The organism is Emcibacter sp. SYSU 3D8, assembly GCF_039655875.1.
In the GTDB taxonomy this organism is placed as follows: domain Bacteria; phylum Pseudomonadota; class Alphaproteobacteria; order SMXS01; family SMXS01; genus RI-34.
Genome location: NZ_JBBYXK010000002.1, coordinates 445,847 through 458,429, shown reverse-complemented (window position 1 = coordinate 458,429; position 12,583 = coordinate 445,847). Strand labels below are relative to the sequence as shown.

Genomic DNA, 12,583 nt, shown 5'->3' with positions numbered 1-12,583 from the left:
TATGGGCAGGCGGGGCGCTGCCTGTATGATGCCCTCGCGATTCACCGGCGGAAGGAGTGGCATTATGCGGATCGGAATTCTCACGGGCGGCGGCGACGTTCCGGGCCTCAATCCCTGTATCAAGGCGGTGGCCACCAGCGCCGCCGAGCTTGGTTGGGAAACCGTCGGCTTCCGCCGCGGCTGGGCCGGTCTCCTCAACATCGATCCGGACGACCGAGAATCCATCGACGCCAACACGATGATCCTCGACCGGGGCCGGGTACGCGGCATCGACCGCACCGGCGGCACCATCCTTCACACATCGCGCACCAATCCCGGACGGGTGGCGGTGAAGGATCTTCCCCGCTTTCTGGAATCGCCCTATGCGGTCGACGCCGGCGCGCGCATCGACTGTACCGACCATGTGGTCGATGTGCTGGAGAAGCTGGGCATCGGCGCGCTGATTGCCGTTGGCGGCGACGACACCCTGTCCTATGCGGCGCGGCTGCATCAGGAGGGTGTCAAGGTGATGGCCTGTCCGAAGACCATGGACAATGACGTCTTCGGCACCGATTACTGCATCGGCTTCGGCACGGCGGTCAGCCGTAGCGTCGAGGCCATCGACGCCCTGCGCACGCCGACGGGGAGCCACGAGCGTATCGCCGTGGTGGAGCTGTTCGGGCGCAACAGCGGCGAGACGGCGCTGATCTCAGGCTATCTCGCTGCCGCCGATCGGGTATTGATCAGCGAGGTGCCGTTCGACGTGGAGAAGGTCGCCGAACTGGTGATGCGCGACAAGACCGACAATCCGGCGGGGTATGCCATGGTGGTGATTTCCGAAGGCGCCTCGATGACGGGCGGCAGGACTGTCGAGACCGGTGAGGCCGATGCCTACGGCCACCGCAAGCTGGGCGGCATCGGCACCTATCTGGGCGAGGAACTGCAACGGATCACCGGCCAGGGCATCGTCAACCAGTCGCTGGCCTATCTGATGCGTGCCGGTGCGCCGGACGCCCTCGACCGCATGGTTGCCTCGGCCTATGGCGTCGGTGCGGTGCAATTGCTGGCCGAGGGCAGGAGCGGCCTGATGATGGCGATCCGCGACGGCAACTACACCACCGTGCCTGTGGATACCTGCATCCAGGGCAAGCGGCGGGTCGACGTGGCCGAGCTCTACGACACCGAGCAGTACCGCCCGGTGATCCGCCAGGTTCAGGGCAAGCCCATGTTCCTGTATTAGGGGCTGCGTCCGGCGGACCTGTTCAGGGCCGCATGTGGAACAGCGCCCTGCCGGCGGTGCGTAGCGGGGCGGCCAGGTTGGCGAACTCGCACAACAGCGGGCGGGTGTCGCGCGGGTCGATGATGTCCTCGATCAGGAAGGCTTCCGCGGTGCGGAACGGCGAGCGCACCCGGTTCAGGCGTTCCAGGATGTCGGCCAGCATGGCTTCCGGGTCCTCGGCTTCCCGCAACTCCTGCGTGTAGGCGGCCTCGATGCCGCCTTCGATGGGCAGCGAACCCCAGTCGCCCGACGGCCATGCATAGCGATAGCGCAGCCGCTCATGATTGGCGTGGGCCGAACCGGCAACCCCGAAGGCCTTGCGGATCACCACCGAGCACCAGGGCACCGTTGCCTGATAGACGGCGGCCAGCGCGCGCGAGCCGTGCCGGATGGTGGCCGCCTGTTCGTGCGCCACGCCCACGGCAAAGCCCGGATTATCGACGAAATGCACCACCGGCAGGTGGAACGTCTCGGCCATGTCGATGAAACGGATCGCCTTGTGCGACGCGTCGGCCGTCCAGCCGCCGCCATAGAAGTACGGATCGCTGGCCAGCACGGCGACAGGCCAGCCGTCCAACCGGGCAAGGCCGGTAATCAGCGGGCGACCATTGTATTTGCCGATCTCCATGAACGAGCCCGCATCGACCACGGAATCGACGATCTTGCGCATCTTGTAGACCTTGCGCCGGTCCCTCGGGACGATCGACAGCAGCGCGTCGTCCCGGCGGTCCGGGTCGTCGGTCGTGGGGCCGCGCGGCGGCAGTTCATGAACGCTGGGCGGCAGGTAGGACAGAAACCGGCGGGCATTGGCGATGGCCTGGTCCTCGGTCGCCACCTCGTCGTCGACCGAGCCGTTGCGGGTGTGCATCCAGCTGCCGCCCAGTTCCTCCTTGGTGACGTCCTCGCCCACATGCCTGGCAACGGGCGGGCCGGCGACGAATACCTGGCTGAGTTCCTTGACCATCACCGAATAATGGCTGGTCACGAGCCGTGCCGCGCCCAAACCCGCGACCGGGCCCAGACCCAGCGCCACCACGGGGACCGTGCCCATATTGGCGACGACCAGATCCCAGCCGGGATTGCGCGGCAGATAGGTGCGGCCGTCCTTTTCGAGCATCTTGACCGAGCCGCCGCCGCCGGTGCCGTCGATCAGCCGCACCAGCGGAATGCGCAGCTCCAGCGCCATCTGTTCCGCATAGGCCTGCTTGCCGGCGATGGCGGCATCCGATGCGCCGCCGCGCACGGTGAAGTCGTCCCCCTGCACCATGATGGTGCGGCCCTCGACCTTGCCGCGCCCCATCACCGTGTTGGCCGGCATCACCTCGATCAGGTTGCCGTTCTCGTCATAGGTCGCTTTGCCGGAGAGGCCGCCGACCTCGCGGAACGAGTCCGCATCGACCAGCCGGGCGATCCGGTCGCGGACCGTCAGCTTGCCCCGGGATGTCTGCTTCAGGACCTTGTCTTCGCCGCCCATCTTCAGCGCCATTTCCTGGCGGCGGCGCAGTTCGGCGACGTCGGCTTCCCAGCTCATTCCGTGTCTCCCCGTTTCACAGAGAAGGCATTCTCACGGATAAGGGGCCGGGACGCAATTCACGCGCGGCCAGCGCGGTCCCTATTCGACCAACTGGCCGGCGAGCGCGATTTCCTCGATGCTCGCATCGCCCGTTGCGGCAGCCTTGGCGACAACGTCTTTTGCCAGTTTGCCGGATTCCTCGATGGTCTTCTCGACCGCATCCGCCGCAACGGCCCCGGTGCTTGCCGCCATGACAGCGAGCAGGTCGGACTGCGCCTGGCGGGTGATCCCGGCGAGCTGGCTGGCGTTCTGCAGGGTAATCCTGGTGCCGAGGCGCGCGGCCTCGAGCGGCAGCTCGAGCAGGCCTGCCGGATCCCGGGGCACGGCGGTCTCGCGCCAGCTTTCCAGGATCGTCGCTGCCATCTCCTGCTGTTGCTCGAGCACCTGCCGGCTGGCTTCGGCGCCGATACGGGCGAGTGCTGCCATCACCTCTGCTGGCCCCTGCGCCGAACCGGCGAAAGGGGTGCCGGCGGCAAACCAGGACGAAAAGGGGAAAAGCGTGGTGGCCATGATCGGGTTCCTTTCTCGGCGACGGGGCGGCACGGAGGCCGACACTCTCGATCTACCCAACGCGCGTGGCCGGGAAGGGATCGGGAAAAAGGAAAAACGAAGGCGCAGGGCTGGCCCGCGCCTTCGTCAAGTCGTGCGGTGCGGCTCCCGTGGGGCGCCGCGCCGGGTTTTATGGCTATTTCTTGCCAGTATTCTTTTCAAACTGGGTCGTCAGCACGCCCCAGATGTCGGTCTGGGCCTTGCGGGCGATTTCCGACAGGTCACCGAAATTCTTGGCGGCTTCTTCCGCCTTGGTGCGGAAGGTGTCGAGCGAGCCGGTCATCAGCGCCTGGCCTTCGCCCCTGGCGAGCTTGCCGGCCGTATCCTGCCACTCGGCAACCGCCTGGGTGGCGATGGCCTGCTGCTGCTTGACGATGTCCTGCAGTGCGTTCGCGGCGATCTTCGCCACGTCACCCATGGCCTTCATGTTGCCCTGACCGGCCTCGGTCAGCGACTTGAGATCGACGGCCGGCAGGGTGCCACCGACCATCTTCTGTACGTTCTCATACCAGTCGGCGAACGGGTTCGCCGGGGTGCTGGAGTTCTTGCTAGCCATCTTCAGTTCCTCTCGTTGTCGCCTTGCGGCGGGATCGACCCCGATGCTCAGTGATGAAAAGGTTCCAAAACGGCCGGGGCTGCTGTTTTGTGCACTGCAACATAACCATCAAATATTATATTGCAAGTGCGAAATACACTTCGGGAGTTTCTCAGCCAAAGTCAGGCAAGCGGTAGACCCGGCTGGCCGTGCCCGAAAATAGCGCGGTCTTGTCGGGCGCGCTGAAACCGGCGGCGATCTGCTTGAAGGAATTCCACAATATTCCGTAGGAGACGGACAGCTTGTCGACGGGGAAATTGCTCTCGAACATGCACCGGCCGGGACCGAACACGTCGATCATGTGCAGGTACCAGTCCCGCGTCGCCGCGGTCAGTTCGGCGGATGTCGGCGGCTTGTCGCGTTTGTGCCAGCCGAAACCGTTCACCGCCATGTTGATGCCGCCCAGCTTGGCGTTGACGTTCGGGCATGCCGCCAGTTCGGCGACGTCCTTCTTCCACTGGGTGAATATCTCGTCGCGCCTGCCTTCATAGGGGCCGACGCCGAGTGGTCCGCCGAAATGGTTGAAGATCACCGGGATGCCGGGAAAGGCACGCGCCAGGTCGGTCAGCTCGGGAATCTGCGGATGGTACAGCCAGGAATCGAAGCTCATGCCGAACTTGCCCAGCTGGGCGTAGCCCTCGCGGAAGGTGGCATCGAGCAGCAGGTGCTCGGTCGGGTTGGTGTGCGAGCGGCGCACCCGGTCGTCCTTGTCCCAGCCGGCGGCGTGGCGGATGCCGCGGAACCGGTCGGGCGCGGCGTTCATATGCGCCTCGAGCACCTCGGCGACCGCAGCGCCCAGGGTCAGGTCGGCAAAGCCGACGATGCCGGCGCAGGCCCGGGTCTTCCCGTAAAGGCCGCTGGCGCTCATGGCGGCGACGCCGTTGACGAATTCGGTCTCGCCGACCGGCGCGATGCGCACCGGTCCGTCGGCCCGGTACATGGCGGCGCATTCCATGAATACGGTGGCAACGACGTTGTGACCGCTGCCGGTGTCGGCAAGCAATTCGTCGAGCAGATAGCGCGAGCCGGGGTGATCCCACAAATGATGGTGCGGATCGACGATCGGCAGGTCGGGCTCCAGCGCCTCCTCCTGCACCTGTGCCAGCCAGGCTGCATCACCTGCCATCATGTTCTCCCCATTCAGTTGCGCAGCGAGCCTACCCCAAGCGGCGCTGCAGGAAAACGGGGCTCATCATTTCTCGGCGCAGGGCGCCTTGCGTGCGAAGCCATCGAACAGATCCAGCATGCGCTGGCGCCAGTGCTCGACGATATCGTCCGGCTCGAGGATCGGGCCGGTGCTGGTCCGTGCCCACATGAAGCCGCCGAACGCGCAGTAATCGGCATAGGCGGGCGCGTGGCCGGACAGGAACGGCCGCTCCTTCAGGGTCAGCCGCATGGGCTCCAGGCTGGCGCGCACCTTGCCCACATTGCCGGCGTCGCGGATCTGCTCGATGGTCATACCGGTCCACTGGAACCGGCTCTCGCGGTAATAGGGCTGATCGGCCTCGGGTGTCAGGTCGTAGGTCGGCGCGCAGCACAGCATGAACAGGCTGGACAGGAACTGGCTGTCGCACCAGTGGTTGAACACCCGCGACAGCGCCCGGCCGCCGTCGCCGCCGAACAGGCTCGGCCGGTCGGGATAGCGGTCTTCCAGATGGCACGCGATGCGCCACGAATCCGCGATCACCCTGTCACCGTCGACCAGCACCGGCACCCGGTCCTGGCCCGAGAAGGCAAGGGCCGCCTTGTCGCCATAGCCGATAGCGACGGTTTCAGGGGTGAAGCCCTTGTGGGCGAGCGCCATCTTGGCCCGCCAGACGAACGGGCTGACCGAGCGGCCGTGATCGAGAATGAGTTCATAAAGCTGCATGGCCAGAGACTATCGCGGCGCGGCGATCATTGCGCGCCGGAACCGACATAAATTCTCGTGCTGTATTCCAGATCGACCGTGTCGTTTCGCGCCGTGCGCTCGAACAGATCGTGCAGCGCCAAAGCAAGAAGTCCATGGCCGCGGCCGGATAGGATGTCCGGTATCGGATGTAATCGGCGACCCGGCCGCTAACCGGCGGGTCGAATCGCTGCTCATCGGCTCCCTCGCGACGCTCGAAAGATGGTGACGTCGGCTTAGTAATCCAGCTTGTACTGCAGCTTGAACTTCTGGTTTCCGGTCGTTGTCGCTTCCGTGCCCACGCTCAGATGTTTGGTCAGGTCGATTTCCACCGAGACAGACTGCGCGTCTTCCTCCTCGGTGGCGCTGCCCGCCTCGATATAGATGTTCTTGGTGATGTACTTGCCACCACGGATCACCGGCTTGCCGGCATTGTCCTCGTCGTCGGCGCCGGGCTGATCGAGGGTGCCCACGGACAGCCGGTCCAGGGTCAAGGCGCCGCGCAGCTTGCCGATGACATCGAAGCCAGAGCCGGACGAGCCCAGCGAGGCGACGGCTGCCGCAAGCTGGGCGGCCTCGAATGCCGACAGGTTCTGCTTGTCCTGGCCGAACAATACCCGCGAGATGATCTCGTCCTGCGGCATCTCCGGGTTGGAGGACAGCTTGATCTGCGGGTTGGAGGCGCGCCCGGTCAGCGCGATCTCGGCAGTCAGCGAGGTCACCGAATATACCGCGCGGGCGGTGATGACCGGATCGAGATCCGTGCCGCCCAGCAATTCTATCCGCGAGCCGTCCTGCAGCACGAAGCGGCGGCCGGCGAAATCGAATTCGCCTTTCACCAGTTCGATCCGTCCCTGCATGGCAAGCTGGTCGGTGGTGCCGCGCACGCGGACCTTGCCGCTCCATTCGGAATCGAGGCCGCGGCCGCGCACGAAAATGCGGTTGCCTGCGGTGACGTCGATCCGCAGCCGGGTCTTGAACGTGCGCTCGGATGGCTTCTCGGGCAGGCTGATCAGACCTGGCGGACGGTTCAGCTCGACCACGTAGAGCTTGACGAAATCGTCCGACGCCTTGGCATTGAGGGTGTACTCGGCCTCGTTGATGGCGGCCTCGCCCTTGAGCAGCGCGCCGTCCTTGTCCTGGGTGTATTGGATCTGGCCGGTGGCGCGCGCCGTCATGTCGCGCAGCTTAAGGATGCGCGCCTTGGTGAACTGGGCGGTGATGTCGGCCTGCATGCCGCCGGGCGCCAGCGGTCTCACCCAGCCGGACAGCACGATGCTGCCCTTGCTACCGTCGGTTGCATTGGTGGTCGGCAACTCGAGCAGGCTGTCCTTGAGCACGAAGCGCATATTGGCGGCCTCGATCTGGGTTCCCGTGGACAGGTTGCGATAGGTGAGACCGGCAATGGCAAAGTCGCCGTTCAATGTCGGATTGGCGACGGACCCGGTGACACGCGCATCCACGGTCGCCCGTCCGCCGACGATATGTTCATAGGCGCCGGTGAGCGGCCAGAGATAGGCCAGTTCGGCGTTGCCCTTGATGTCGAGGGCGAGCGGCTTGTCGGTTTCGACCGCGAGCGCGAATGGCCCCTTGGTGCCGCGCGCCACCGGCAGGTCGAGCGCCACGTCCAGCGCCCGTTCGCTGGCCGTGTCGACGGTCAACCCGCCCTTCACCCGGCCGCCTGCCAGCGTGACGCTGCCCTTCAGGTCGACCGGCTTCTGGTCGAGCGTATCTTCGACGATCAGATCCTTGACCTGCAGGTTTGCCTCGCCGCGCGGCATGCCGCCGCTGAAATCGATCTGGCCGTCGATGGTCAGCTTGCCGGCGACGTCCTGGCCGCCGGTCAGGATCGACATCACCGACAGGTCGAGGTCCCTGCCCGAGAGTCTCGCGGTGCTGCCGCTGTCGCGCAGGGTTGCCTGCATTTCCAGCGGCGCGCCGTTGTAGCTCAGCCGGATCGGGCCAATGTCGGTGCGATCCTCGGCAAGCACGGCGGTGGCCGGTGCCGACAGGGCGATCTTCTGGCCGGCAAAGGTGCCGTCCAGGCTGTCCAGGGTGATGGTGTTGGGCGCGGCCAATATGGCGCGGTCGGCGCGGCCTTGCAGCGACAATTCCAGCGGCCCCTCGAACTCGCCCTTGGCCGAGGCGGTGAGCGCCAGGCCGCCGCCGCTGGGCGTGACGGTGGCGGCAAGGCTGGCCAGCTTGGCGCGGCCGGCGGTGATGTCGGTTCCATCCAGGGTGATGCGGCGCACGTCGAGTGCATCGCCGATGGCGACATCGCCCTCGAGACGCGCGCGGGCAACGGTGGCGACCGAGCCGTCTCCCGTGGCGAAGGAGGCCTTGGCCACAGCCACATCGAAACGCAGTCCCTGGACGTCCTCTTCCGGCTCGAGGATCACCGCGCCCTCTACCGAGCCGGAGGCCGGCATACCGGCCAGCGCGGACATCACGCCGCGTCCCGACAGACGCAGGTCGAGTCTGCCGGTCATGGGCGCGCCCAGGCTGGCGGAGGCGAGGCTGCCCGACAGGCTCGCCGACTTGCCTTTTACCTCGATGGGATCGGCGGTCCAGCCGCCGGTCTCGTCGAACAGGAAGGGGATCTCGGCCGTCACCTTTTCGCCGTCCATGGCAAAGGCGGCATCGATCCGGCCGCGCGGTGCGCCGCCCAGATCGGTGGCCTCGGCGGTCAGGGCAAGGTCGGTGATCGCAATACCGGAAAGCGATGCCTGCGCCAATTGGGTGCGCAGGGTCACATCGGGCGAGTCGGTGGCGCCCCTCAGCGTGCCGGTCACGATCAGCGGACCGGACGCTTCCAGCGCACCGTCTCCAGCCAATGCCGCGACGTCCGCAAAGCGCGCCTCGTAAACCGCGTCGACGGTACGGCCGATGCGGCCCTTCAGGCTGGCCGTCACCTGCGCGCCGGTGACGGCGCCGTCGAGTTCGCCCTGACCGTTGCCGGCCGGATCGTCCAGCTCCAGGCGGAACGACGGCGCCGGACCCAGCAGCGCCGAAAGCCGTGCGTCGGCCAGCACCAGGCCCTTGGCCGAGCCCTTGGCCTTCACCATCAGACGGCCGCGATCGGGCCGCCACTCGAAGCTGCCGTCGGCGGCAATGCCGCCGCGCATGCCTGCGCCGGTCCAGCGGCCGATCTCCGTTACCGCCACCGTGGCCGAGCCTTTGACCGACAGCGGCGAGAGACTCACGTCGCCCTTGGCGGCGATGCGCGAGCCATTGTCCGAAAGCCGCAGGTCGGTGATCGATATCTGTTCCTTGCCGGGATCGTAGCGGCCGTCCAGCATCCAGTCGGCGCGCAGGTTGCGCTCGCCGGCATCAATGCCCTCCACCGCGCCCTTGCCGGTCAGTGCATAGGCCAGGGTCCCGCCCGCGTCGCTGGCGGTCAGGCTGATGTCGCCGGAAAATTTTCGCGCGGCGAAGCCATCGCCCGCGAGCCGTTCGACAGCCATGGTGGCTTGCACATTCGGGCCGTCGCCGGTCTGGGACACGGCGCCGGATAGTGACGCCCGCCCGAAGGTCCAGCCGCCCAGCACCGGCGCAAACCACGCCGCATTGCTGGAGACGACGGAGAACCGCGGCGACAATATGGCCTCGCGGTCGGCGAGACTGCCTGCCAGGCGGATATTCGCGCCGTCGTTTACGATGCCGGCGGTGTAGGTATCGGGCAGGCCGTTCTTCAACTTGAGGTCAAGGGTCACGCGCGGCGCGCCGATCAGCGCCGTGGTCTCGGTTCCGGGCAGGAAGGGCCGGGGATCGAGCATGCCGTCGATGCGCAGCCGGTCGGTGACGGCGATATCCAGCGCCGCGACGACGTCGTTGCCGCGCTTGCCGTCCAGCCGGCCGCGCCAGTTCTCCACCGATCCCTCGCCAGCCAGCACCAGTGAAATATCGCCTGATTCGCCGGGGAACAGGAAGTCGCCCAGCCCGCCGCCAGACTTGCTCGTCAACTTTCCGTCCAGGACCAGGCGGTTTTCGTTGGGCTCGTAGTCCACGGAGAGACGGATGAACTCGCCATCCGGGTCCTGCGGCGCGAGCGCCAGGCGCACCTCGATCGCGGGATCGGTGGTCCAGCGGCCGGCACCCACCAGCGTGAAGACCGTAGGCGACCCCTCGAAACGGATTTCGTCCACCTTCAGCCGGACGAGCCGGACGTCGACGGGCAGTTTCGGCAAAGCGGTTGGCAGCGGCTGCTCGGGACCGCCCGGCGGCGCCGCCGCCAGCAGCAGCCGTTCGGCCGTCAGCGTCTCGACCCGCACGCGTCCGGACAGCAGGCGCAGATGGCTCCAGCGCAGCTCGATCTGCTCGGCGGCCACGGTGACCTTGCCGCGCTCGGCAATGGTCAATCCGCGGATGGCGGCGTCGGACAGCGGGTCGCCCCGCAGGCCGTTGACGGTGGCGACCGTTCCGGTGGCCGGGTCGCTCAAGGCGTCCTCGATGAGACCTGCGATCATGCCGTTGAAGGCGCCCATGCGGACCAGCGCATAGAGCAGCACGACGGCCAGCACCAGGGCGCCCAGCACATAGGCCGCGGCCCGCTTCCACCGGGTCGTGCCCTTGTGTTCCGCTGGTGCCTCGGCCATCAGAATGCCTGTCCTATGCTGACATAGATCTGGAACTTGTCGTCGGTGGGCTGTTTGTTGATCGGAAAGGCGACGTCGAGCCTGATGGGCCCGAATCCGGTGTAGTAACGCACGCCGATGCCCGCGCCCCAGCGCAGCTTGCGCGAGAAATCGGGCAATTCGCTGTCGAACACGCTGCCGCCTTCGAAGAACGGCACCACGCCCCAGGTCTCGGTGATCTTGATGCGCATTTCGGTACTGACTTCGAACAGCGACATGCCGCCAATCGGCTCACCGGCCGGATCCTTGGGGCCGATGGCCTGATAGCCATAGCCGCGGATCGAGTTGCCTCCCCCGGAATAGAACCGCTTCGATGCGGGTACGTTGCGGATATCGTCCGCGCCGAACAGCACACCCACTTTCACGCGGCTGGCCGAGACGAACCGGCCGCCGTCGTCGAGCCGGAAATAGGCCCGCGCGGTGCCCTCCATGCTGACGAAATGCTTGCCGTCGCCGAACACCGCGTAGGGCGAGACCTTGCCGTCGAGGCGGTAGCCCCTGGTCGGGTCGAGCAGGTTGTCGCTGTGGTCATAGGTGACGATGGCTGGCAGGCCGACCAGCACGTTCTTCGCCGGCGCGAAGGCGTCGCGCGTGTCCAGGTACGATACTTCCGGGCCAACCCGCACCCGCAACCGTTTGTTGATCTCGCGCTCCACCGCCGCGCGCAGCACGCCGCGATATTCAAGGAACGCGTCGGTGTCCTCGCGCGCCGCCTCGGCGCCGAATAGGAGTTTCTGGTCCTTGCGCAGGAAGCGCGGCTTGGTCAGGTCGGCCGTGAATTGCTGCAGTTTCTGGTCGCCTTCCAACTCCAGCACCAGCCGTTCTCCTGCGCCGAAGATGTTGCGATGCTCCCAGAAGACCGAGCCGCCAGGCCCGTTGACCGTGGAATAGGATGCCGTTGCGCCGATCGAGCGGTGCTTGGCCTCGCGCAGCCGGATCTTGACCGGCTGGCGGTCGCCCTGCAGCGGATCGTCGGTGTCGATCCGGATCGAGGCGAACAGGTTCATCTCGGTCAGTTCCTGGCGGAACGCCTCGACCTTGCGGCTGTCGTAGACGTCGCCGGTCTTCCAGGTTACCGACTTCAGCACATAGCCGGATTTCACACTGGCGAGCCCGTCGAGACTGATCTCGCCGAAACGCACCCGCGGCCCGGTATCGATCCGCACCCGGGCGGTCAGCTTGCCGGTCTTGTGATCGGCCTTGAAGTCCTGCACCGCCAGTTTGGCGCGCGGATAGCCGCGTTCCGGCAGCTTGGCCATCACCTGTCCGAACGCCAGCGCCACGGTCTCGCTCCGCGCCGGCCGGCCAACCTGGCGGTCGGCGATCGAGCGCGCCTCGTCCATGACCGGCTGGGGCACCGAATCCGGGCCCACGAGTTCGATGGAATAGGCGCCGATGACGAATCGCTCGCCCGGTTCCACGTCGATGGCCACCCTGATCGGCTTCGCAGCCCGGTCGATTTCGTAGGTAATGCGGGCGCCGTAATAGCCCTCGGAACGCAGCACGTCGGCAAAGCCGGTGATGTCGCGGCGAATGCGCGCGCGCAGATCCCAGATCGACGCCGGTTCCTCCTTGCGCAGCCGCACCAGATCCGACCGGTCCTTCAGCAGTTGCTCCAGCCCTGTCTTCTTCAGTCCTTCGATGTCGACCTTGTAGGCGTAGGAGGGCAGGCCCAAAGCGGCGCGCTTGCGGTCCTGTTCCTCTTGTTCCCGCTTCTTTTCCTCGTCCAGTCTCTCCGTTTCCTGCTTGAGACTCTTGCGCTCGGCCTTTTCGGCCTTCTTTTGCGCCTTGGTCATCCGGGGCGGGTCGAGCGCGGATTGGGCAAGCGCCGACGCCGCGCCAAGCGGCACGGCCAGTCCGGCCCACGTGATTATCGCAATTGTCGTCAAGGCCGGCCGAATCACCGCTCTCCTGTTGGTGGGCGGCTTGACCGCCGGACTGGTCGCCACCTGTCCGCCCCTCCGGAGCGTTAACGCGGCAACATGCGAATGGTTCGTCCCGCGCCGTCGCGGGCGGCCTCGACCCCGGCAAGTGTGGCACGAATGGGCCGTTATTTCCACGAGCGGACGAGGCACGACAACAGGTT

Annotated in this window: 8 protein-coding genes; 1 reads left to right on the top strand and 7 read right to left on the bottom strand. The window is 66.4% G+C overall.

Annotated features, from left to right (window positions below):
* The first annotated feature begins 64 nt into the window (after positions 1-64).
* Positions 65-1,219, top strand: coding sequence for an ATP-dependent 6-phosphofructokinase (locus WJU21_RS08015; protein WP_346322884.1), 1,155 nt, complete (start codon positions 65-67; stop codon positions 1,217-1,219).
* 22 nt (positions 1,220-1,241) lie between these two features.
* On the opposite strand, the gene WJU21_RS08010 is transcribed toward WJU21_RS08015, so the two are convergent.
* The 7 genes from WJU21_RS08010 to WJU21_RS07980 form a co-directional block, all read right to left on the bottom strand.
* The gene (locus WJU21_RS08010) at positions 1,242-2,789 is read right to left on the bottom strand and encodes a carboxyl transferase domain-containing protein (RefSeq protein WP_346322883.1); all 1,548 of its coding nucleotides are present in this window, start codon (positions 2,787-2,789) and stop codon (positions 1,242-1,244) included.
* Between the two features lie 81 nt (positions 2,790-2,870).
* The gene (locus WJU21_RS08005; protein ID WP_346322882.1) at positions 2,871-3,341 is read right to left on the bottom strand and encodes a hypothetical protein; all 471 of its coding nucleotides are present in this window, start codon (positions 3,339-3,341) and stop codon (positions 2,871-2,873) included.
* A gap of 175 nt (positions 3,342-3,516) precedes the next feature.
* On the bottom strand, positions 3,517-3,936 hold the full coding sequence (locus tag WJU21_RS08000) for a phasin family protein (protein WP_346322881.1): 420 nt from the start codon (positions 3,934-3,936) through the stop codon (positions 3,517-3,519).
* 151 nt (positions 3,937-4,087) lie between these two features.
* Positions 4,088-5,101: an amidohydrolase family protein gene (locus tag WJU21_RS07995; RefSeq protein ID WP_346322880.1), complete on the bottom strand. Its 1,014-nt coding sequence runs from the start codon at positions 5,099-5,101 to the stop codon at positions 4,088-4,090.
* Positions 5,102-5,167: 66 nt separating this feature from the next.
* Complete coding sequence (locus WJU21_RS07990) at positions 5,168-5,845, bottom strand: glutathione S-transferase N-terminal domain-containing protein (RefSeq protein ID WP_346322879.1); 678 nt, start codon at positions 5,843-5,845, stop codon at positions 5,168-5,170.
* Positions 5,846-6,099: 254 nt separating this feature from the next.
* Positions 6,100-10,458, bottom strand: a complete 4,359-nt coding sequence (locus WJU21_RS07985; protein WP_346322878.1) for a translocation/assembly module TamB domain-containing protein — start codon at positions 10,456-10,458, stop codon at positions 6,100-6,102.
* Positions 10,458-12,386, bottom strand: a complete 1,929-nt coding sequence (locus WJU21_RS07980) for an autotransporter assembly complex family protein (RefSeq protein WP_346322877.1) — start codon at positions 12,384-12,386, stop codon at positions 10,458-10,460. The genes WJU21_RS07985 and WJU21_RS07980 overlap by 1 nt, the downstream gene beginning before the upstream one ends.
* Between the last annotated feature and the right edge of the window lie 197 nt (positions 12,387-12,583).

Excerpts from the sequence above, each read along its gene's own strand:
- WJU21_RS08015 (WP_346322884.1), top strand. The coding sequence starts at position 65 with ATGCGGATCGGAATTCTCACGGGCGGCGGCGACGTTCCGGGCCTCAAT.
- WJU21_RS07995 (WP_346322880.1), bottom strand. The coding sequence starts at position 5,101 with ATGGCAGGTGATGCAGCCTGGCTGGCACAGGTGCAGGAGGAGGCGCTG.
- WJU21_RS07990 (WP_346322879.1), bottom strand. The coding sequence starts at position 5,845 with ATGCAGCTTTATGAACTCATTCTCGATCACGGCCGCTCGGTCAGCCCG.
- WJU21_RS08005 (WP_346322882.1), bottom strand. The coding sequence starts at position 3,341 with ATGGCCACCACGCTTTTCCCCTTTTCGTCCTGGTTTGCCGCCGGCACC.
- WJU21_RS08010 (WP_346322883.1), bottom strand. The coding sequence starts at position 2,789 with ATGAGCTGGGAAGCCGACGTCGCCGAACTGCGCCGCCGCCAGGAAATG.
- WJU21_RS08000 (WP_346322881.1), bottom strand. The coding sequence starts at position 3,936 with ATGGCTAGCAAGAACTCCAGCACCCCGGCGAACCCGTTCGCCGACTGG.
- WJU21_RS07985 (WP_346322878.1), bottom strand. The coding sequence starts at position 10,458 with ATGGCCGAGGCACCAGCGGAACACAAGGGCACGACCCGGTGGAAGCGG.